The 23392-nt window shown below is 36.0% G+C and carries 21 protein-coding genes; 2 read left to right on the top strand and 19 right to left on the bottom strand.

The annotated features are described in order from the left end of the window. Window positions 1-6: 6 nt before the first annotated feature. The 5 genes from lpdA to ACFQ3N_RS12440 all read right to left on the bottom strand — a co-directional run bounded on the left by lpdA (window position 7) and on the right by ACFQ3N_RS12440 (window position 6753). The gene (gene lpdA / locus ACFQ3N_RS12460; protein ID WP_390362856.1) at window positions 7-1428 is read right to left on the bottom strand and encodes a dihydrolipoyl dehydrogenase; all 1422 of its coding nucleotides are present in this window, start codon (window positions 1426-1428) and stop codon (window positions 7-9) included. After that, the gene (gene buk, locus ACFQ3N_RS12455) at window positions 1412-2536 is read right to left on the bottom strand and encodes a butyrate kinase (protein ID WP_390362855.1); all 1125 of its coding nucleotides are present in this window, start codon (window positions 2534-2536) and stop codon (window positions 1412-1414) included. Before buk ends, lpdA begins: the two co-directional genes overlap by 17 nt. An 18-nt stretch (window positions 2537-2554) precedes the next feature. Next, window positions 2555-3652 (bottom strand): branched-chain amino acid dehydrogenase, encoded by a 1098-nt coding sequence (gene bcd / locus ACFQ3N_RS12450; RefSeq protein ID WP_390362854.1) that lies wholly within the window; start codon window positions 3650-3652, stop codon window positions 2555-2557. 11 nt (window positions 3653-3663) lie between these two features. Beyond that, window positions 3664-4566 (bottom strand): phosphate butyryltransferase, encoded by a 903-nt coding sequence (yqiS, locus tag ACFQ3N_RS12445; protein ID WP_390362853.1) that lies wholly within the window; start codon window positions 4564-4566, stop codon window positions 3664-3666. A 111-nt stretch (window positions 4567-4677) separates the two neighbouring features. Next, entirely contained in the window at window positions 4678-6753 is a 2076-nt protein-coding gene (locus ACFQ3N_RS12440; protein WP_390362851.1) for a sigma 54-interacting transcriptional regulator, read from the bottom strand. 137 nt (window positions 6754-6890) lie between these two features. On the opposite strand from ACFQ3N_RS12440, the gene ACFQ3N_RS12435 reads away from it, so the two are divergent. Next, entirely contained in the window at window positions 6891-7118 is a 228-nt protein-coding gene (locus ACFQ3N_RS12435; protein ID WP_390362849.1) for a DUF2627 family protein, read from the top strand. A gap of 27 nt (window positions 7119-7145) precedes the next feature. Next, complete coding sequence (locus ACFQ3N_RS12430; protein WP_390362848.1) at window positions 7146-8492, top strand: aspartate kinase; 1347 nt, start codon at window positions 7146-7148, stop codon at window positions 8490-8492. A gap of 546 nt (window positions 8493-9038) precedes the next feature. Here the strand turns inward: ACFQ3N_RS12430 and spo0A are convergent. The 14 genes from spo0A to accB form a co-directional block, all read right to left on the bottom strand. Further along, window positions 9039-9821, bottom strand: a complete 783-nt coding sequence (gene spo0A / locus ACFQ3N_RS12425; protein ID WP_390362846.1) for a sporulation transcription factor Spo0A — start codon at window positions 9819-9821, stop codon at window positions 9039-9041. 421 nt (window positions 9822-10242) lie between these two features. Continuing rightward, on the bottom strand, window positions 10243-11520 hold the full coding sequence (gene spoIVB, locus ACFQ3N_RS12420; protein WP_390362900.1) for a SpoIVB peptidase: 1278 nt from the start codon (window positions 11518-11520) through the stop codon (window positions 10243-10245). A gap of 210 nt (window positions 11521-11730) precedes the next feature. Then, entirely contained in the window at window positions 11731-13458 is a 1728-nt protein-coding gene (gene recN / locus ACFQ3N_RS12415) for a DNA repair protein RecN (protein WP_390362844.1), read from the bottom strand. A gap of 24 nt (window positions 13459-13482) precedes the next feature. Further along, the gene (gene ahrC / locus ACFQ3N_RS12410; protein WP_390362842.1) at window positions 13483-13932 is read right to left on the bottom strand and encodes a transcriptional regulator AhrC/ArgR; all 450 of its coding nucleotides are present in this window, start codon (window positions 13930-13932) and stop codon (window positions 13483-13485) included. Between the two features lie 187 nt (window positions 13933-14119). After that, window positions 14120-14929, bottom strand: a complete 810-nt coding sequence (locus tag ACFQ3N_RS12405; protein ID WP_390362841.1) for a TlyA family RNA methyltransferase — start codon at window positions 14927-14929, stop codon at window positions 14120-14122. A gap of 26 nt (window positions 14930-14955) precedes the next feature. Then, complete coding sequence (locus ACFQ3N_RS12400; RefSeq protein ID WP_390362839.1) at window positions 14956-15555, bottom strand: hypothetical protein; 600 nt, start codon at window positions 15553-15555, stop codon at window positions 14956-14958. Between the two features lie 675 nt (window positions 15556-16230). Further along, window positions 16231-17115 carry a polyprenyl synthetase family protein gene (locus tag ACFQ3N_RS12395; protein WP_390362837.1) on the bottom strand — a complete coding sequence of 295 codons (885 nt, stop codon included), beginning with the start codon at window positions 17113-17115 and terminating at the stop codon, window positions 16231-16233. Between the two features lie 2 nt (window positions 17116-17117). Further along, window positions 17118-17357 carry an exodeoxyribonuclease VII small subunit gene (gene xseB / locus ACFQ3N_RS12390; RefSeq protein WP_390362836.1) on the bottom strand — a complete coding sequence of 80 codons (240 nt, stop codon included), beginning with the start codon at window positions 17355-17357 and terminating at the stop codon, window positions 17118-17120. Beyond that, complete coding sequence (xseA, locus tag ACFQ3N_RS12385; RefSeq protein WP_390362835.1) at window positions 17347-18699, bottom strand: exodeoxyribonuclease VII large subunit; 1353 nt, start codon at window positions 18697-18699, stop codon at window positions 17347-17349. Before xseA ends, xseB begins: the two co-directional genes overlap by 11 nt. Next, a complete protein-coding gene (folD, locus tag ACFQ3N_RS12380; RefSeq protein WP_390362833.1) occupies window positions 18696-19550 on the bottom strand; it encodes a bifunctional methylenetetrahydrofolate dehydrogenase/methenyltetrahydrofolate cyclohydrolase FolD in 855 nt (284 codons plus the stop codon). Before folD ends, xseA begins: the two co-directional genes overlap by 4 nt. A 14-nt stretch (window positions 19551-19564) precedes the next feature. After that, window positions 19565-19945 carry a transcription antitermination factor NusB gene (gene nusB, locus ACFQ3N_RS12375; protein WP_390362831.1) on the bottom strand — a complete coding sequence of 127 codons (381 nt, stop codon included), beginning with the start codon at window positions 19943-19945 and terminating at the stop codon, window positions 19565-19567. A gap of 125 nt (window positions 19946-20070) precedes the next feature. After that, a complete protein-coding gene (locus ACFQ3N_RS12370; protein WP_390362829.1) occupies window positions 20071-20469 on the bottom strand; it encodes an Asp23/Gls24 family envelope stress response protein in 399 nt (132 codons plus the stop codon). A 27-nt stretch (window positions 20470-20496) separates the two neighbouring features. Beyond that, a complete protein-coding gene (gene accC / locus ACFQ3N_RS12365) occupies window positions 20497-21855 on the bottom strand; it encodes an acetyl-CoA carboxylase biotin carboxylase subunit (protein WP_390362827.1) in 1359 nt (452 codons plus the stop codon). A gap of 14 nt (window positions 21856-21869) precedes the next feature. Further along, window positions 21870-22376 carry an acetyl-CoA carboxylase biotin carboxyl carrier protein gene (accB, locus tag ACFQ3N_RS12360; protein WP_390362825.1) on the bottom strand — a complete coding sequence of 169 codons (507 nt, stop codon included), beginning with the start codon at window positions 22374-22376 and terminating at the stop codon, window positions 21870-21872. Window positions 22377-23392 lie beyond the last annotated feature (1016 nt).

The raw sequence follows: 23392 nt of genomic DNA, 5'->3' as shown, positions 1-23392 counted from the left end.
TTTAATTTAACCGTGTATCTGTTTACCCTCAACAGCTAATGCTGCTTCACCCATTACCTCTGATAGAGAAGGGTGTGGATGAATAGTGTGTGCTACTTCCCATGGCGTTGCATCTAGCACTTTCGCTAGTCCCGCTTCTGAGATCATATCAGTTACATGAGGACCAACCATATGAATACCTAATAGGTCTTCGGTATTTTTATCTACAATTATTTTTACAAAACCATCTGTTTCACCATGTACAAGCGCTTTTCCAATTGCCTGAAATGGAAACTTGCCTACTTTAACTTCAAATCCCTTTTTCTTAGCTTCTTTCTCTGTAAATCCTACACTTGCCACTTCTGGATTTGAATAAATACACGATGCGATGTTGTCATACTCAATTGGTAATGGATTTTGGTCTGCCATATGCTCTACTGCTACAATACCTTCATGAGAAGCAACATGAGCTAATTGCATTCCCCCAATCACATCTCCAATTGCATATATATGTGTTTCTTTTGTTTGGAAATATTGATTTGTATGAATAAAACCTTTTTCTACTACTATATCAGTGTTTTCAATTCCAATATTAGTTGTATTTCCTTCTCGACCAACCGATACTAGCATCTTGTCAGCTTTAAACGTCTCTTTTTCACCGTTTACTTCAGCCTCTATTGTTACCCCATTTTCTTTTGTTAAGGTGTCTCCTAGCACTTTAGCCGATTTAACAAATGTAATACCTTTCTTTTTCAAAAGTTTTTCTACTTCCTTTGCAATAGCTTCATCTTCAGTTGGCAAAATTTGATCTAAGTATTCAACTACTGTTACGTCTACTCCAAAATCAGCTAGCATGGATGCCCATTCAATTCCAATAACTCCACCACCAACTATAATGATCGATGAAGGAAGTTCTTCCATCTGTAGTGCTTCATCAGAACTCATAACATATGTTCCGTCAATTTCTAATCCTGGAAGTGACTTTGGTTTTGATCCAGTCGCTATCAATACATTTTTAGGAACTATCATCGTGTTCTCATCACCATTTGCATATTCAATGGAAATGGTTCCAGGCATCGGTGAGAAAATACTTGGACCTAAGATTCGCCCGAATCCTTCAAAAACATCTATCTTTCCTTTTTTCATCAGACCTTGAACACCTTGATGTAGCGTTTTTACAATACTGTTTTTTCTTTCTTGTACTTTTGTAAAATTAAGTGTTGGATTTTCTGTCTCAATTCCGTATTCATTCGCTTCTTTTGTTTGTTTTAAAACTTCTGCACTTCGTAATAATGCCTTAGATGGTATACAGCCTCGATGCAAACATGTTCCACCTAATTCACCTTTTTCTACCATAGCAACTTGCATACCTAACTGTGAAGCTCGGATAGCAGCTACATAACCTCCTGTTCCTCCACCGAGGATGACAAGATCATATTCTTTCGCCATATATAGTTCGCTCCTTTTCTTTATCATTTGGATAAGTCTTTGGAAACTCTTCGTTTCGGAGCACTCTTAATGTTCCTTCATTCAGTGCCTGTAACTCATTCTCCCCTGGATAAACAAGGGTATCTGCAATCCAATTTACACGTTTGGTTATCATTTCAATAAATTTTTTGCCATACGCGAGACCACCTGTTAAAACAATCGCATCTATATTTCCAGATAAAACAGTACTCATGGAGCCAATTTCCTTTGCAATTTGATATGCCATTGCCTCATAAACCTGCTGTGCTGCTTCGTCACCGTTTTCAATACGTTTCTCTACTTCTACAGCATCATTTGTTTGTAAATAGGCTACAAGGCCACCTTGCCCTATTAACTTTTTCATGATTTCATCGCGGTAATACTGACCTGAAAAACATAATGAAACTAAGTCGCCCGCCGGAACCGTCCCTGCTCGTTCTGGTGAAAACGGACCATCACCGTGTAGCCCATTGTTCACATCAATCACTTTTCCATTTTTATGGGCTCCAATGGTAATTCCACCACCCATATGCGTAACAATTAAGTTCACATTTTCATATGTCGTATTCATGTCGTTTGCGGCTTTTCTTGCAACAGCTTTTTGATTTAGCGCATGAAAAATGCTTTTTCTTGGTATTTCTGGTACACCTGAGAACTTCGCAATCTCGTCTAACTCATTGACAACGACAGGATCTACTATAAATGCTGGTATATTTAGCCCGTTTGCAATTTCATGGGCAATAATACCTCCCAGATTTGAAGCATGTTCACCGTTATACCCCATTTTTAAATCCTGCAACATCGGTTGGTTTACTTCATACGTTCCACCTTCAATAGGTCTCAGTAATCCACCTCTGCCACATACTGCATGTAATTTTGATATGTTAATTCCTTCATAATTCAATTGTTCAAGAATTACTTTTTTACGAAAATCATATTGATCAATCACCCGATTGTATTGTGCAATGGCTTGAGTATCGTGACGAATGGATTTTTCAAAAATGCACAATTCATTTTCAAAAACTCCTATTTTTGTAGACGTTGAACCTGGATTAATCACTAAAATTCTGTACGGTTGGTGTTGTTGCAAAACAGTTGACCTCCATTGTTAATTTCTTCTGCTTAAAGTATGATGACCGTTTAGCAAAAATTGACTACGGGACTTTCTTACTGATTCAATTCTCTCTTCAGCCATACGATCAGCAGCCACATAAGTTGGAATATTATCTCTTCTTGCTATATCAAAAACTTTTATTAAACTGTCATAAATTGTTTCAACTTGCTTCATAGCTCTTTCTTGGTTGTAACCATTTAATTCATCAGCGACATTGATAACCCCACCAGAATTGATGACATAATCCGGAGCATAAACAATACCCATCTCATGAATAATATCACCATGCTTCTTAGACTTTAACTGATTATTTGCTGAACCTGCGATAACTTTTGCTTTTAACTTTGGAATTGTATCATCATTAACCGTAGCTCCTAACGCACAAGGAGCATATATATCGCAATCAACATCATAAATATCGTCTGGCTCAACAGCTTTTGCACCAAATGCTCCAACAGCTTTCTCTACTGCTTTTTTGTTAATGTCGGTAACAATTAAATGAGCACCTTCATTATGCAAGTATTCACATAAGGTATACGCAACATTACCAACACCCTGAACAGCCACTGTCTTACCTTCTAATGAATCATTACCATATGCCTCTTTTGCTGCTGCTTTCATCCCTTTATAAACACCATAAGCTGTAACTGGGGAAGGGTTACCAGATGAGCCAAACTCTGGTGAGATACCTGTTACAAAATCTGTTTCCATATGAATTAAATCCATTTCATGCTCGGTTGTACCAACGTCCTCAGCAGTAATATAACGGCCATTAAGCCCTTGAATATAGCGACCAAAAGCACGGAACATTTCTGGGTTTTTATCCTTTTTAGGGTCTCCAATAATGACAGTTTTGCCTCCACCTAGGTTCAAACCAGCTGCTGCATTTTTATATGTCATCCCTTTAGCTAACCGTAATGCATCTTCAATTGCTTCTGCTTCAGAATCGTACGTCCACATTCTAGTTCCGCCAAGTGCTGGCCCCAAAGTTGTATCGTGAATCGCAATAATTGCTTTTAACCCAGAATTTTTATCCTGACAAAAAACCAATTGTTCATAATCGTATTTTTCCATATAAGTAAATATTTCCATATTAATTCCTCCTAAAATGTTTTAGATGATACTAGAGCTAGTGATAATGAGTGAAGCTTACTTTCAGCTGAGTCTGCTCTTGATGTCAATATAATTGGTGCTTTCGCTCCACTTATAACCGCTGCAACCTTTGCTTTGGCAAAATACATGAATGATTTATATAAAGCATTTCCTACTTCGATGGTTGGAACCATTAATATATCTGCTTGGCCTGCCACTTTTGATTTGATATCTTTCTGTTCGGCGGCCTTATGAGAAACTGCATTATCAAATGCTAATGGACCATCAACTAAACAACCCTTTATTTGCCCACGATTTTGCATTTGTGTCATAACGGCTCCATCTAATGTAGATGGCATCGAATGATTAACCACTTCAACCGGTGAAATAATCGCTACTTTCGGGGTATCTAACCCTATTCCATGTGCTACCTGAACAGCGTTATTAAGTATTTCAACTTTCTCTTTAAGATCAGGCGCTATGTTCATAGCAGCATCGGTTAAAAAAATAAGTCTATCTTGATTTGGGACTTCAAAAAGAGCTACATGAGATAATACCTTTCCAGTCCGTAAACCACTTTCCTTATCTAATACCGCTTTCAACAAATTCTTTGTAGATACATTCCCTTTCATTAAAATTTGCGCCTCGTTTGTATGAACTGCTTTTGTTGCTTCTAAAGCAACATTGGTAGTTACATTTCGTATTACTAGATGAGGCAAATTCAAATCCAAATCAATTGATGATGAAATTGATCTTATTTCAGTTTCATTACCAAATAATAAAAACGAACATAAATCTTGTTTAACAGCTTCTTTGACAGCTAAGAGCACTTCTCTATCTGCTGCATTAGCAACAGATACAACTTGTGGTTTTTCTTGTTTTACGATGGTTCTCAATGATGCTAATGTATTCATTTTAAAAAACCTCCTACCAACACCCATTAATTATAGTGCAAATTCCGTGCCAACTATTTGATATTGTAAGCGCTTTTATGAACCGCGTTCCGGTTGTGCAAGATTTTTCATTTATGAAAGATCTTGCATGTTAATCTTTTCAATTTTATATTTTTCTATCTTATAGTACAGGTTACGAACAGAAATATTTAATTCTTTTGCAGTTTTCGTTTTGTTGGAATCATTACGTTTATAAGCTTCGATTATATAATCTTTTTCATACTGTTCGACAGCTGCTTGCAATGACTCAGTTGCATATTTACGACCATTACTAGTTGAAGTATTTTCAGCAGGTTTATCAAATAAACTTGGTATGTGTTCCTTTTGAATAATTTCTTCATTCATATCCATATAGATCATAGCTCGTCCGATCACATTTTCGAGTTCCCTGACATTTCCGGGCCAATGGTAACTTTTCAAAACACTTATTGCTTTTGTAGATACTTTTCGGACATTTCGACCATAATCCTGATTGATTTTCTCAATAATATGCTGAATTAGTTCGTCTAGATCATTAATTCTCTCGTATAAAGGAGGTATATATATCGGCAAGCGATTTAAACGATAATACAAATCCTCCCGAAACGTATTATTCATTATTGCCTTTTCTAAGTTTATATTAGTAGCAGTAATAATTCGAACATCTAACAAGACAGGGTTAGTTCCGCCTACACGAACAATTTCATGTTCTTGTAGAACACGTAATAATTTTGCTTGCATGTGAAGGGATAGTTCGCCAATTTCATCTAGAAATATACTACCCATATTTGCTTCTTCAAAAAGGCCTTTTTTACCACCTCGTTTTGCACCAGAAAAAGCACCCTCTTCATATCCAAATAATTCACTTTCTAATATAGATTCTGCAATAGCAGCACAATTAACTCTAATAAATTTATTGTGTTTGCGATCACTTTCATTATGAATGGCATGCGCAAATAGTTCTTTACCAGTACCCGATTCACCGCGGAGAAGGACTGTAGCCGGCGTCTTTGCACCGACTTTCGCTTGTTCTAATGCTAACTTCATTTCTGGAGAAGTTCCAATTATGTCATCAAACGTATATTTAGCTTCTAGACTCCGGATAATTTGTCTAGCTCGCTTCAATTCACTAGTCAGTGAGTGTATTTCAGAAACATCGTGTAAAACACCCACACTCCCCTTTATCTTTCCGTCAACAATAACAGGTGCAACATTAACCATTACATCTTTTTTAGAGGGACCAACCTTCATCCGGACTCCGCGAACAGGTCTTCGGGTTTGCAGCACTTTCATATGCATGCTTTCACCCTCAGAAATATCAACAGTAGCAGGCTTACCAACAATGTCCTCTTTCCGTAAACCAGTAATTCGTGTATAAGCAGGATTAATCATAATTCCTATCCCTTTTTCATCAACAACACTTATAGCTTCATCAGAAGATTGGATAATTGCCTCTAACATCGTTTTAATTTCTTTTAAGTCCGTATTTTCTTCGGCGAGATTCATTACTTCGGTAATATCTTTAAATACTGCAAACGCACCAATTAATTGATCATCTGCATTTATAATTGGAATTCTGGTAGTGATGACTTTCTTTCCATTTTCTAAAACGAGTTTTTGGTTAACTTCTTTTCTTCTGATCCTGAGTACATGAGGTAACCTTGAGTCAGCTATTACATCAGTTATAGGAAGCCCTATAAAGTTTTCTTTCTGGATACCTACTATTCGCTCTGCACTCGGATTTACAAATTGTACTTGTTCTTGGTCATTAATAACAATCATGCCGTCACGAATATTGTTTAAAATTAGGTTTTGATTGTTCATTTGAAGTTTCAACCGTTCGACAACCGATTCCTTTTCTTCAAATAACTCAGAAATTATGTAGGCAACAGAACCAGGTATAACTACTGTCTTTCGATTTTTAACTTCGATCAGTCTCTCCAGGACTCGTTCACTTCCTGTTGCTTCAATTATGATATCTATATCTTTATCCATCCAGTTTTCCCAATTAGTATCTGTGGGAACCTCATAACTTTGCGCAATATGTAATCCATCTGCATTACTGTCTGAATCAATTATAGCAACAATTTTCATACGAGCAGTTGCATATAAAATTTTTAATAATGCAGTTCCACCTTTTCCAGCCCCAACAATTAGCACCCGTTTCATATAATCCCACCTTGCAATTTTTTGCACGTTATCAGCATACTTTATTCTGCACGTTTTGGCAAATTTCCTATTGTTCCTTTTTAATTCTATTTTTGCTATAATAAACATTATGTTATTTTCTTGAAAGAGGTATAGTCATGGTTCGATTCATAGCAATATTAATACTTATTATACCTGGAGTTTTTTCGGCTTATGGTATAAAACTCATGCGAGATTCATTATTCGATGACATGGGATTTCAATTTTTGTTTGGCCTTTTATTTTTCATCATTGGTATTGCTTTTATTGGTGGATTTATTGTTCACAGAGATAAGAAAAAACAATTAAATAAAAAAAAGAATGTCCGTAAAAGAAAAGGTGTATAAATAGTATTCAAGGGGGAAATCGCAAGTATGAAAGTATCAAAATTCGGAGGAAGTTCAGTAGCAAGTGCAGAACAATTAGTTAAAGTAGGAGCTATTATTAACGATGATTCCAAACGTAAATTTATTGTTGTATCTGCTCCTGGAAAACGATTTAAAGGTGATGAAAAAATAACAGACTTGTTAATACAATTAGGGGAATCCTATATAAGTAATCAACCTTTTGATAACGTTTTAGACAAAATACTTACTCGTTTTAGCGGAATAATAAATGAATTAAATATATCTAATTCTGTGTTAGATGATATCAATCAAACGATTCAATCGATTTTATCAAAACAAATTACAGACGAAAGAAAAATGGACGCCTTAAAATCTGTTGGTGAAGATAGCTCAGCTAAAATCCTTAGCCAATACTTAAAATCATTAAATTTGAATGCATCGTATTTAAACCCGAAAGACGCAGGTATTATTGTAAGTAATGAACCAGGCAGAGCACAAATCCTTCCGCAAAGTTTTGAAAAACTTTATGCATTAAGAGAAAGAAACGAAATTTTAGTTATTCCAGGTTTCTTTGGATATACAGAAGATGAACAGTTAGTAACATTCTCACGAGGTGGTTCAGACATCACTGGTTCTATTGTGGCTGCCGGTGTAAAAGCAGACTTATATGAGAATTTTACAGACGTTGATTCCGTATACTCTGTAAATCCTCAGATTGTACAAGATCCTATTGAGATCACATCACTAACATATAGAGAAATGCGTGAACTTTCATACGCTGGATTTTCAGTCTTTCATGATGAAGCTTTAATACCTGCATTCAAGGAGAATATACCCGTTTGTATTAAAAATACAAACAATCCAACATCACTCGGAACAATGATCGTTGCGTCAAAAAAGCATGATAAAAAATGTGTAGTTGGTATTGCTAGTGCTGCAGGTTTTTGTAGTTTATATGTCAGTAAATATTTGATGAACCGTGAAGTAGGGTTTGGTAGAAAACTACTGCAAATTTTAGAAGATGAAGATATATCATTTGAACATGCTCCATCAGGAATAGATGACATGTCAGTTATTATTCGTGAAAGCCAATTAACTGCAGAAAAAGAAAATTCTATCCTAAAACGTGTAAAAGAAGAATTAAATGCAGATATGGTTACCTTTCACAGGAACCTTGCCATGATTATGATTGTCGGCGAAGGTATTATGAGTACAATTGGAATTGCACAAAAAGCAACCACAGCTATTACTGAGGCAGATGTAAATATTGAAATGATAAACCAAGGTTCCTCTGAAGTTTCTATTATGTTTGGTATACGGGCTGAAGGAATCAACAGAGCAATACAATCTCTATACACAGCATTCTTTGAATAAGAACTCATTAAGTTTGAAATATTTATAATTAATCAGAACAAAAGCGTAAGCGCCCGTTTAGCGACGTATGGGCTGCGCCCGCGCATCGCGGGTGGGTCGACGTTGCCGCGCAAAGCGGTGAAGTTAGTCGATCTTCCAAATCCGCATGAGATAAAGGAAACACGAAGAGCGGTAGCGAATCGATGTTGACTTATCGTAAGGAGGATCAGGAAGCCCACTAGTTGTTGGGCGCTGGAGCTGGACGTGGCTTACACAGTCAATAAATTATCCACAGGCTCCTAATTTTATAATTTCCTAGACAAGAACAAAAGCGTAAGCACCCATGCATCGCGGGTAAGTCGACGTTGGCGCGCAAAGCGGTGAAGTTAGTCGAGCTTCCTTAAAGGAAACACGAAGAGCGTAAGCGAATCGATGTTGACTTATCGTAAGGAGGATAAGGAAGCCCACTAGCAGTAGTGGCGCTGGAGTTGGACGTGTTATACTTTCTTTACTAATAAAAAATATTACTGTATTCTCCTGATACAGTAATATTTTTTATTGGTTTCATTAACTCGCTTTATGTTCTAGCCGTAAACGATCAGCCACCATGGCTATAAATTCTGAATTAGTTGGTTTTGCTTTGGAAATGCTGACAGTGTAACCAAATAAAGCAGATATAGAATCAATGTTACCCCTACTCCAAGCTACTTCTATTGCGTGTCGGATTGCACGTTCCACGCGAGAGGCGGTTGTATTAAATTTCTTAGCTACATCAGGGTACAGTACTTTTGTAATTGACCCTAATAATTCTATATCATTATAAACCATTGTAATGGCTTCCCGTAAATACATATACCCTTTTATATGTGCTGGTACCCCGATCTCATGAATAATATTTGTAATACTTGCTTCTAGATCTTTTTTCTTTTTTTCTTTTTTTGTACCATTTTTAGTATTTGAAGGAAAAGAAGTATTAATTCCTCTTACCTGCCTAATTTGATCAGCTAAATTATCTAGGTCAAACGGTTTTAAAATAAAATAAGAAGCCCCTAAATCAACAGCTTTCTTCATTACTTCTTCTTGCCCAAACGCAGTAAGCATAATAACATTCGGGTAGCTTTCTCTTTCCATACCTCTAACTGTATTCAACACTGCCAATCCATCTACGTGTGGCATAATAATATCAAGAATCAACACATCTGGATTGAGTTCATCCAACATCTCTAAACAATCTCTCCCGTTATAAGCTACACCAATTACTTCAATATCCTGTTGTCCCTCGAAATAATCTTCCATCATTTGCACAAGTTCCCTATTGTCATCAACTAAACATACTGAAATCTTCTCCACTAAATTTCCTCCTTTATGTAATTCGAGCTCTTATCCACGTTATATATTCGACATATCTTCGAAATATCCTCTTTTTATTGGAAAAACTTTAATTTTTATTTAAAATACTCAATATATCTTCTATTTACTTTATTTTTCGATCTATTTCGATAAAGTGTGATTGATTGTGACAAAGTCAACAAATACCATGTCGAATAATATTTATACAAATTATACCATACCTTCGTTAATAATAAGCAGAATTTTCTATAATAAAAAATAAAAGCCTTGAAAATAAAAAGCGTTTTTTATTCGTACGATGTTTCGCTGCCGAAATATTACTCACACGTGGCTAATTATGGAGATAAATATCATTCCAAAAATGCTTTCTTTACTTATGAAAAAGACTTGAAATGGGACTGATCCCATAACAAGTCTTTTATTAACTAGCTTCATTATTTTCACCATAAATGTCTATCCCTGCATCCTGAAGCATCCACTCTATATGAACACCATATCCTGAGGTGGGGTCATTTACGAATACATGGGTGACTGCTCCAATAATTTTATCACCTTGAATAATTGGACTGCCACTCATTCCTTGAACAATCCCTCCTGTTTTCTTCAATAATTCAGGATCAGTTATTTGAATAATCATTCCCTTGGTGGCGGGGAATTTTTGGGGTACACTGCTAACAATTTCGATATCAAATTCTCTTACTTCGTCTCCATCTATAACGGTTAGTATTTTAGCTGGTCCCTCTTTTACTTCATGTGATAAAGCTACTGGCATCGGATCATCTTTCTTACCATTTGAAATGGTCTGGTTTAACTTACCAAAGATCCCAAATGGACTATTTTTAGTGATGCTTCCAATTTTATTATCCTTTATGGAGAATTTTGCTTGTTTTTCACCAGGTGATCCGTTATTTCCTTTTTCAATGGATTTTATCGATGAACGTACAATAGTTCCGTTATGAATTTCAATCGGCTTCTGCGTATCCATATCTGATATTACATGTCCCAATGCTCCATACTTTTTGGATTTAGGATCATAAAAAGTCATCGTGCCGATACCTGCTGCTGAGTCCCTGATATACAAGCCAATTCGATACTTTTTCTCTTTATTATCCATCACAGGTTGTAATTTTGCCTCATGTGTTTCATTTCCACGTTTTACAGTAAGTTTTAATGGACTTTTACTTTTACCTGCATCTTCAACGTAGGGCTTTACATCTTCCATTTTTTTAATGCTATCTCCATTTATTTTTAAAATTACATCGCCAACTTTAATATCTGCTTCTTCTCCTGGAGATAAATTACCATTTTCACCATTTACAAGATGATGACCTACCACAAGTACTCCACGAGTATGAAGTTGTACTCCTATAGACTGTCCACCAGGTATTACCTTCATATCCTCAAGCACCGATACGTTAACTTTCTTAACTGGGAGTCCGGCTACTTCATAAATTAACTGGCTATTACCAGGTTCCTTTGCATAAAATGAAGAGGAATTCATCGCTTGAGTAATTTTTTCTGAAGGGTCTATATTTACACTTCTTCCCAATTCAGGAACCTCTATTGGAGATTGATTATTAAAGGTCACAATTTCATTGGGGATGGAAAGGTATTTTTGTAATGGTGTAAGAAAAGGAGCTGCTAGAACAGCGACAAGAAGAAAAACTCCTGTCCAAATTCGTATATTTTTACAATTTATCAACACATTCACTCTCCTGATCCTTACCCATACCATTTTTTATATCTGTATATCTAATTTGACCGAAGTTGAGCAGTTTTAAACTGGTTAATGATAAGAAAAGATGTGTATCATTTCCTTTTTTAAATAACTGAAATAGTGTATAGTACATTAATTTATATTTATAATATAAAAAGCCAGATAATATATACTCTGGCTTTTCTCACTACTTTATTCTCTTGTTTTAAATTTAGATGCTAAGTTGAGTAATTCTTTAGCATGCACTATAGCTGTTTCAGTTAACTCAGCACCTGTGATCATTCTGCTTAATTCTTCAATTTTTTCTGAATTACTTAACTCGGACACCTTTGTTGTTGCTCGTTTGTCTTTTTCTGATTTTAATATAAATTTATGTGTATCAGCCATTGCTGCAACCTGTGGTAAGTGTGTAATACATAACACTTGTGATTCACTTGATATTTGATGGATTTTTTCTGCAATGGATTGTGCCACCCGTCCACTAACACCTGTGTCAACTTCATCGAAAATAACGCTTGTTACACCTTGATGTTTTGCAAAAATTTTTTTCAGTGCTAGCATGATTCTTGACAGTTCTCCACCAGAAGCTGTTTTGCTTATTTCTTTTAAAGGCTCACCAGGATTGGTTGAAATAAGAAAATGTACATAATCAAACCCATTTTTATGCAATCGGATATTCTCATTATTAACACCAATTTCATGTGTACCTGTAACTTTCGTATCAAATGCAACAGAAAAGGAGGCTTTTTCCAAATACAATCCATTTAATTCTTTCTGGATGTCAGATGTAAGAGCCTTTGCAGCTTTCGTACGAATATCATGTAATTGTTTTGCTTCTAAATAAGCATCTTCTTCAAGTTCTCGTATTTGCTCTTCTAATTTTTTTAAATGTGAATCTTTATTCGTAATTTCCTCTACTTCTTCTTCTATCTTGCCCATATACTCGATAATATCATTAACACTTGATCCATATTTCTTTTTTAAACGGTTGATTTCATTTAGTCTAGCTTCAATTTCATTTAAACGTTGTGGATCAAATTGTAAAGTATCAATATAATTGCGGATATCAAAAGTTAATTCTTCAATAAGAAAATAGTGATTTGATAATTCTTCAGCTTTGTCTGAAATAAATGAATCATAATTGCTATTATCTTGTAATGCGAGTTGTGCCCTATTTAACCACTCAATTCCTCTTTGATCTCCATATAACGCATCATAAGCATCATGTAATCCATTATAGATTCGTTCGAAATTTGCCAGTTGACTTCGTTCTTCCTCAAGCTTTTCATCTTCACCTGGTACTAATTCTGCTTGTGCGAGCTCTTGTAGCTGAAATTCAAGTAGGTCTAAACGGTGTGCCATTTCCTGCTCGTTTTCACTCAACTCTTTATACCGCTTTTTAAGATTAGCCAACTGATTATATAAGTATAAATAATCTTCTTTCGTTTTCGTAATTAAGGTTGAATCATATAAGTCAAGTAATTCAATATGATTGTCAGCATCCATCAGTGATTGTGTTTCATGTTGGCTATGTATATCTATAAGTGTTTTGCCAAACTCCTTTAGGATCGCTAAAGTTACCAATTTTCCATTTACCCTGCATATACTTTTCCCGTTAGAAGTAATAGCTCTATTTAACACGACCATTTCATCGGAAATATCAATGCCATAATCTTTCCCAATACGATAAATAGTATGATCAGCATCATCAATCGAGAACAATCCCTCTATTTCGGCTTTTTTTGTACCATGCCTAACATATTCAACTGAGCCTCTACCACCGGCTAATAGTTGAACTGCATCAATTATAATTGATTTACCAGCACCAGTCTCACCAGTTAACACAGTTAGTCCATCACTAAACGTAATTGAAATTTTATCAATTATTGCAAAATCTTGAATTGACAGTTCCATTAACACCGTATGTCACCTCATTGATTAGACTTAAAGCATACCTATAAAACGATCTTTAATATTACTTGTATCTTCTGGAGTGCGACAAATAATTAAACAAGTATCATCCCCACAAATAGTCCCCATAATTTCTTTCCAGTCTAAGTTATCAATTAATACTCCTACAGCATGAGCATTACCTGGTAGAGTTTTCAAAACTATAAAGTGACTAGCATCATCAATTTTTACAAACGCATCCATTATCAAACGTTTTAACTTATCTAATGGATTAAATTTCTGATCAGCAGGTAAACTATATTTATACCGCCCACCTACTGAAGGAACCTTAACAAGGTGAAGCTCTTTAATGTCTCTTGAAACAGTAGCTTGAGTTACGTTATAGCCTAATGACTTAAGCTCATCAACAAGGTCATCTTGTGTTTCTATTTCATTTTCAGTTATTAATTCACGGATTTTAATATGACGTTGTATTTTACTCATATGATACCTCCCAGTTTAATCAACATTGCTACTATCTCTTGGTTACACATATAGAAAACTTGGCTTATCGCCAAGCCTTAATGGTGAAATCCTAAGTTGCACTTATGTAGAAAAGAAAGTTTTATACATTCTTATCTACCAAAAAACATCGGACTACGTTTGTGGAGTCCCATTTTGGATAAAGGATTTAAAAATTACTATGTGCATCATCTACTAATTGTTTAATTTCGACATCTGTCATGTTTTTTCCTGCTTTATCTTTCTTCCAGCCAAAGTGTGCTAAAAATTCAATATTTCCATCTCCGCCTGTCACAGGCGAGTAGGTTACATCTCGTAACTGGTACCCCTCATCTATCGCAAAACTTAAAATGTTCTTTAAAACACTTATGTGAACGGATTTTTCTCGTACAATTCCTTTTTTCCCTACTTGGTGTTTCCCAGCCTCAAATTGTGGTTTAATTAATGCGACAATATCACTTTTTGTAGTTAGTAGCTGCTTTAGCACTGGTAATATTAGTCTTAGTGAAATAAAAGATACATCAATCGTAGCAAAATCAGGCTTCCCACTTAAAAGCATGTCTGGTGTTACATAACGAAAATTAGTTCTTTCCATAACAATTACACGATCATCGTTTCTTAATTTCCAATCCAGTTGATTATAGCCTACATCGATTGCATAACATAATCTTGCACCATTTTGTAGGGCACAATCAGTAAAGCCACCAGTAGATGAGCCAACATCAACCATAATTCTATTTTGAATTGGAATCTCAAAATGTTTAAGGGCTTTCTCAAGCTTTAAACCACCACGACCAACATATGGAAGCAACTTACCTTTCACGGTTAAAGGTATATCTTCAGCTACCTTCATACCTGGCTTATCTAAGCGAACCTGATTTGAAAAAACAAGACCAGCCATAACCACGCGCTTTGCTTTTTCTCTTGTTTCAATTAAATCCCGTTCTACCAATAGTACATCTAGACGTATTTTACTCATTTTAAATTTTCCCTTTACGTTTTGTCTTATAGTGGATTCTTTGAATTTTTACGTTCTTTAGGAAGTACACGAATTTTAAGTTTATTTTCCATAATAGCAACAATTTTACCAGCAAAAAGGATTAGTTTTGTTGATGAATTGATTGCAAAAAATTTGCCAATAGCTTTTCCGCCAACTGTAACTGCAGCTACAAGGCTTGTCACTAATACAGACATAATAATATGCGTAAGTGATCCATCGCCATTCCCATAAATGTTAGCAATTTGCAAGACAACAATTGCTGATGCGGTACCACTAACAATTCCAGAAATATCACCTACAACATCATTACAAAAGCTCGCAAATTTATCTGCATTTCGAATGATCAATACAGCTTCCTTAGAACCATTTACCTTTTCGGCAGCCATAGCGTGGAATGGTGCTTCACTTGCTGCTGTGGAAGCAATTCCCATCATATCAAATACAACACCAATAAATACTATTATAAACACAATAATTAATCCTATAAACCATTCTACACCATTTAAAACAGATGAAGAAATCACTGAAAAAATAGCCGCTAACACAAATGTGATAACGGCAATAGTTATACTAAATTTAATCGATTTTTTTATTTTTGAATTCATTGTTATACCTCAAATATAGATTATGTAAGCAAGGAATGGTCGTATAAAGGTAAAAACTGCGGCTTAGGTCCAGTAGGTTTTCCCAGATGGATACCTCATGTTGCCATTAAGGTGGTTCCCCTTTAAATCCATCTTAGCTTTGTCACCAATAGCTAGACTGGATTACCACTTAGTCCACACTATAATCCCATTTATACGTCCATTGGACAGTCTAGGAGATTTCCTCAGCAGCCCTTGATCGTTCCCTAGCCTCTTTTGCAGTGTTGATTTCATAGAGATGAAAATAATCAAGCTAGTGGCCACCTAGTTTGATATTTGTTAATCTAATCCCCTCAACACCACTCAAGGCAGGCTACGCTACAAATAAGGTGTCCCTTACCCTATTATGCAGGTTCATACCCCATTCCATAATCGTACCTAGCTTAGTTACGACGACAGATATGGGCCTCCGCGGTAATCGGGTCAACGCCCACATGCCTTTGTGGATCGCCCAAAAACCTTAACTCCCAGCACTGACCCAAGGCTGGGCGCCTCAAGCCAACACAAGGAACTTCATCGATGTGCCCTTTGGCGGATTTTTAGGCCCGCCTTCAGAAACGGAGGACTGACTAGAATACTGCACCATTCCTCTTATATGATCATTATAACACATTATGATAACGAATTCTAGATGGACTAATGATCACGTTGACTAAAATAGTCGGTGAGCTCCATTAAATAAGATTCATTTGCATTTGCAAGAATGAGTGCCTCTTTGGCTTTTGTAACATACTCATCTTTTTTGTCTATAGCACCTTTTGTACCCAACAACTTAGGATAAGTACTCTTCATGTTACCCTCATCACTTCCTGTTGGTTTTCCAATTAATTCTGGATCACCCATAACATCCAATATATCATCTTGTACTTGAAATATTAAGCCTAAGTAAAAAGCAAATTCCCTCAAGTGTTTCTGCTGCTCACTTGTTGCCCCGCCAAGATATGCCCCACCTATAATAGCAAATCTCAGCAACTCACCTGTTTTTAGTGTGTGGATTCTTTCTAATTGTTCAATTGCTATCTCATTATTTTCTGCTTCCATATCCAAAAATTGACCTGCTACCATTCCTTTTGGTCCACTTGCTTGTGCCAATAATTGAATCATTTTTACTTTTTCATTTTCGTTTAGGGCGGAGTCGTTTGAAATAAGTTCAAAGCTATAAGTCAATAATGCATCCCCTGCTAAAATTGCAGTTGCTTCATCAAAAACAATATGGTTTGTAGGTTTACCACGTCTTAAATCATCATCATCCATGGCTGGTAAGTCATCATGTATTAAGGAATAAGTATGTATCATTTCTAACGCAATAGCCGCAGATAACGTACGCTGTGTGTTTTTATTGTAAGCGTTATAACTTGCTATTAATAGAATCGGTCGTATTCTTTTTCCACCAGCTTCTATCGAATACGTCATTGACTTTTTAAGTCTCTCTGGAATAGATAAGTTGTCTAAATGCTTACTCATCTCTTTTTCAATCAATATTTTATTTTGATCAATAAAATCATTAAGCTTACTTCTCACAATTATTCTTCCTCCTGTATGTCAAAAGGTACAGTTTCACCCTGTTCATTCATGATCTTAGTCATCTTATCCTGAACATTAACTAATTTATCACTACATACCTTAGAGAGCTTCATGCCTTCTTGGTAGTACGTAATTGCTTTTTCAAGAGGCACATCCCCTTTTTCTAATTTCTCTACAATTTTTTCTAATTCCAACATCGCATCTTCAAAGGGTACTTCATTTTCATTATCAGTTGTCATTATATTCCTCCTCAACATTTAGTACTTTACAATCTAATTTCCCATCCGATAAGGTAACAGTTATAGCATCATCCTGTTTCACCTGTTTTGCTGATTTGATAATTCTTCCTTTTTCTGCATAAGGAATCGCATACCCGCGTTTCATAATCTCTAATGGATTTAAAAGTGTCATTTTTTCAATGGTAGTCGACAACTGAGACGATTTACTTTCCAATATTTTATTAAAATGATAGTTTATCTGCTTTGTTAGTTGAAGCAAATCCTTTTTTGACTGCTCTAGCTGTTTTTCTGGATGTTGTGTAATTAAGCGGGTCTTTACATGATATAATTTCTGACTCTCATTAGACATACTCATGCTCATTGCTTTTTCTAAACGTTCCACTTGTTTATCAAGTTCCTGCTCTTTTTGAGTGATTAATTGTTTTGGGTAACGAAATGCGTAAGACTGCTGCATACGTTGCAAGGACTGGTTGGCGTTCATTATGGCAGTATTCATTAACCTTGTTAACGACCGATTAACGGTTGTTAACCTAGACTTCAACTCCAGTTGTGATGGCACAGCAAGTTCAGCAGCACTTGTTGGTGTCGGGGCCCTTAAGTCTGCTACGTAATCACTAATTGTAAAGTCAGTCTCATGCCCAACAGCTGATATAATCGGGATATTTGAGGAGAAAATGGCATTAGCTACCATCTCTTCATTGAAACTCCACAATTCTTCAATAGAACCGCCACCACGACCAATTATAAGTACATCAAATTCCCCTCGCTCATTTGCAAGTTCAATAGCTTCTTTAATAGAATTAGCCGCATTTGCACCCTGAACAAGTACAGGTATAACAGTAGCTGTTACAATCGGATATCTTCTTTTAATGGTTGTTATGATATCACGTACAGCAGCTCCTGTAGGGGAGGTTATAACGCCAATTTGCTTAGGAAACACTGGTATTTGTTTTTTATGTGTCTCTTCAAAATAACCTTGCTTATGTAATTTTTCTTTTAACTGTTCAAATGCTAAATATAAAGCGCCTATACCATCTGGTTCCATTTGTTGAATATATAACTGATACTGTCCATAGGGTTCAAAGACACCAATTTCACCTTGAATTAATACGTTCATTCCGTTTTCAGGTGTAAATGTTAAAAAGCGATTCTTTCCCACAAACATGACTGCTTGTATTCGAGATTGATCGTCCTTAATCGTTAAGTACATATGTCCTCGACTGTGGTGTTTGAAATTTGATATTTCCCCTTTTAACCAAATAGTTGTTAAATGGGGATCAGACTCTAGTTTTCGTTTTACATATTTTGTTAATGCAGTAACCGTTAAATACTTGTTATTCAATTGTCAGACAACCCTTTAGCTGCTTTTATTGTATTCTTAAGTAACATCGTAATTGTCATTGGACCGACGCCTCTAGGTACAGGTGTAATATAGGAGGCCGTGTGTTTAACTGATTCGAAATCAACATCTCCTGTAAGAGAACCATCATCTAAACGATTCACACCAACATCAATTACTGTACAACCTTGCTTAACGTAATCTGCTTTTATGACATTTGGTTTGCCAACAGCTACAATTAAGATATCTGCCTTTGTTGTATGATTCTTCAGGTCTTTTGTTCTTGAATGACAATATGTAACAGTCGCATTTTCATTTAATAGTAATTGACCAACTGGTTTACCAACTATATTACTTCGGCCTATAATTACAACATGTTTTCCTTCAATTGGAATATTTTTAGACTTAAGCATAGTCAGAATACCATACGGTGTACATGGAAGAAATGTATCTCCACCACTCATCATTCGACCAATATTAAATGGATGAAAACCATCTACGTCTTTAGCCGGATTAATAGATTCAATAACTTTTTGTTCTCCTATTTGTTCAGGTAGAGGAAGTTGTACAAGAATTCCATGAACAGACGGATCCTCATTCAACTTATCAATTAACTGAAGAAGTTCACTTTCAGATGTATCTACCGATAATTCAATGAGGTCAGAAGAGATACCAGTTTCATCGGTCGCCTTCTGTTTACCTCGTACATATGATCTTGAAGCAGGATCCTCACCTACTAAGACAACCGTCAAATGCGGAGTTAAACCATCACGTTTTAACTCCAACACTTCACCTTTCATTGAAATCCTAAGTTCATGTGCTAGTTCTTTTCCATCAATTATTTCTGCAGACATAGCTTACATCCCCTTTATGCTATGATTTTAGATAATACACCATTTATAAATTTCCCTGATTTTTCATCACCAAATTTGTTGGCTAATTCAACGGCTTCATTAATTGAAACACTTGTTGGAACATCTTCTAAATAATTAATCTCATATATGGCAATTCTTAGTGTTGTTCTTTCTACTGATGCAATTCGTTCAATTGACCAATTTTCAAGATGGTGTACAATCACATCATCAATTTGAATCTTATTCTTAGCTACACCTTGTACAAGTGTTTGTAAATATTCATCTACTTCCAACGTCTCTATGTAATCTTTTATAGCTTGATCAGGATCAACATCATTCATATCCAGTTGGAACAGTATTTGAAATGCCTTTTCTCTTGCTGAGCTACGTCTCATCTGTCATTACTCCCTTTATTATATCTCACTCAAATAATAACATGATTATATATGCAATGCTACAATCATAGTACGATTGGAAAAAAGGCCAAAAGAAATTTACTCTTTTGACCTTACAATTATCATTATTCTGTTTTTTCATCCATATCTTCATCTTGGTCCATTTGTATACCAACTACATGTACGTTAACTTCCTTGATTTCTAAGGCAGTCATATTTTTCAATGTCTGTCTAATATTCGATTGAAGTTTTTGTGCCACTTGTGGAATGGAAACTCCAAAGTTTAATACAACGTACAGATCAATTAAAATACCTGTCTCGGTCAGTTCAACTTTGACACCTTTACTATGTGCCTTTTTTCCGAAACGTTCTACAACTCCAGATGCAAAATTGCCTCGCATCGAAGAAATCCCTTCCACTTCTGAAGCAGCTATTCCTGTAATAACCTCAATGACTTCCGGAGCTATTTCTACTTTACCTAAGCTCATATCATCACTAACATTCAATAAAGGCTGTTCACCCATGATTTCACTCCTTTTTATTGAAAACTTTTACTCTTTTGGCTCTAAAATTGGATTTTCCTCAAGGAAATTTGTATTAAAATCACCATTTTTAAACGTATCATGATCCATTATTAAACGATGGAATGGTATCGTTGTATGAACACCTTCTACTACAAACTCATCTAACGAACGTCTCATTCGATTTATAGCTTCTTCACGGGTTGGTCCATATGTAATTAATTTTGCAACCATGGAATCATAATATGGAGGAATACTATAACCAGGATATGCAGCAGAGTCTACTCTTACTCCTAATCCTCCTGGTGGTAAATACATTTCTATTTTTCCTGCTGAAGGCATAAAATTTTTGAATGGATTTTCAGCATTAATTCTACACTCAATAGCCCATCCATCAAATTCAATATCTTCTTGTTTAAATGATAATACTTCATTACTTGCAACTCTAATCTGTTCTTTTATCAAGTCTACTCCTGTAACCATTTCTGTAACAGGGTGCTCCACTTGAATACGGGTATTCATTTCCATAAAGTAGAAAGCTTTACTTTTCCTGTCAAAAATATATTCAATCGTCCCAGCACCTTCATAATCTACTGCTTTTGCCGCTTTCACAGATGCTTCACCCATTAGTTTTCTTATATCAGGGGTTATGGCTGGTGATGGAGTTTCTTCAATTAACTTTTGTAACCTTCTTTGTATCGTACAGTCTCTTTCACCAAGGTGTACAACATTCCCATGTCTATCAGCTAGGATTTGTATTTCAACATGACGGAAATCTTCAATAAACTTTTCAAGATAAACACCTGGATTTCCAAATGCAGTTTCCGCTTCTTTTTGTGTCACCCGTATACCTTTAAGTAAATCTTCTTCTTTTCTTGCTACACGAATCCCTTTACCGCCACCGCCAGCAGTAGCCTTTATGATCACAGGGTATCCAATTTCCTGTGCAACTTTTATAGCTTCTTCTTCACTCTCAATAATACCATCTGAACCAGGAACAATAGGTACGTTAGCTGCCTTCATCGTTTCTCTGGCAACATCTTTAATTCCCATTTTTTGAATCGCTTGTGGAGTTGGACCGACAAAAGTAATATTACAAGCCTTACATATCTCAGCGAAATCAGCGTTTTCGGATAAAAATCCATATCCGGGATGTATTGCATCCACTTCTGTTAATGTTGCTACACTCATAATGTTCGTAAAATTAAGGTAGCTATCCTTACTTAATGTTGGACCAATACAATATGCTTCATCTGCTAATTGAACGTGTAACGATTCCTTATCAGCTTCTGAGTAAACCGCTACAGTTTCTATGCTTAACTCCTTACAAGCACGTATTATCCGAACCGCAATTTCTCCTCTGTTAGCTATTAACAGCTTTTTAATCATACGCGCTCGCCCTCTCATTTAGTCTTTACTCTAAATAATGGTTGTCCATATTCTACTAGCTCGCCATCTTCAGCTAAAATTTCTACAATTTCTCCGGTTACTTCTGCTTCTATTTCATTAAATAATTTCATTGCTTCTACAATACATACAACAGTGTCATTTTGGACAGAACTTCCTGATTTTACATATGGATCACTTTCTGGTGATGGTGAAATATACAGGGTCCCAACCATTGGAGAAACGATCTCATGATCATAATTTGTGTTTGTAGTAACTGTAGGTTCTTCAACTTTAGCTTCAGGCTCTTCTTTTTTTACAGGTGGAACTTGGTCAACTACCTTTTCTCTACTTACTTTTGGTTGTTCTGAATCTTTTAGAACATTTTCGCTTAGATGACCTACTCTATTTTCACTTGATTTTTTCATAGAAACTGTTGTCCCATTTTCTTCATAAGTGAATTCATCAATAGATGACTGATCAACTAATTTTATTAACTCTCTGATTTCTTGTACTTTTAACATTGCTGGCACCCTTTCATCTTTCACATAATTAATATTAGGTACTAATAACTCCTCTTAACATTTTACGATAAACTTATGTAAAACATCAACATATAATTAGGAAATTCCATTTTATCTTACCTATACGTAAAACGTTTTCACTACTAATTATAACAATATTATGGTTTCATTGCGAATGGTTTACCTAATTAACGATGTTTTCCTGTATACTATGAATTTATGTATCTTTTATGTACCTTATCTCGATTGATCCCGTTAAGCTACTATTAAAAAATAAGGTTTTTTTCGTACGTACTGTTAATTTTTCATCTTCACAGTTGATATAAAATGCGAAGTAACGCTTGGTTGATTTCCATAAGTTGTGCTATGCCGCCGTCCGGGTTCGCTACGGACGGATGCTTTCCGCGGGCACGGCCTCAGCCTCCTCGAGAAAACCACTCTGCGGGGTCTTCGGACACGTGCTGTTCCCGCAGGAGTCACCGCCCTCCGCTCACCCGAACTGGTAAGGTGTTTTATTAATACAGATACAGTCCCACGACAGTAACGGAAATAACAGCGGAGGAAATACACGTAGATTCCTGTGGGAGCAGAGGCGAGGCCACTGAAAAAGTTAGGATTAATAAAAATAGAAACAATATTTAACGAAATATAGAAAGAAATAGAAGTGATAAAACTATATGTGGTAGGTGTTTGGCTTCTATTTCTCTTTAAATGGACTTTTTCAGCAGCCTCGAGCAGAGGCCTAGCCTGAGACCCCGCAGAGCGTTAGCTCGAGGAGACTCATCAGCCGCCCACGGGTAGAAGACACTGCGCAGTGAAACGAAGCAGATGTCGCACTTGTACCCGGATGGGTGAAAGCGAAGTGTATTTCCGTAGCGGTAGGTTAACCGTCACATCAAGTTACGTCGCAGTTTATATCTATTCTCTTATAGAACAACAAACTTTACGAAATCAAAACCACCAGTGTGAACTGGTGGTTTGCTCTGCGGCTGGAAGCCTCTCTTACCGGCCTCGGC

The organism is Virgibacillus byunsanensis, assembly GCF_042675965.1.
Taxonomy (GTDB): Bacteria; Bacillota; Bacilli; order Bacillales; family Amphibacillaceae; genus Virgibacillus_R; species Virgibacillus_R byunsanensis.
This window is presented reverse-complemented; position numbering and strand designations above follow the sequence as displayed.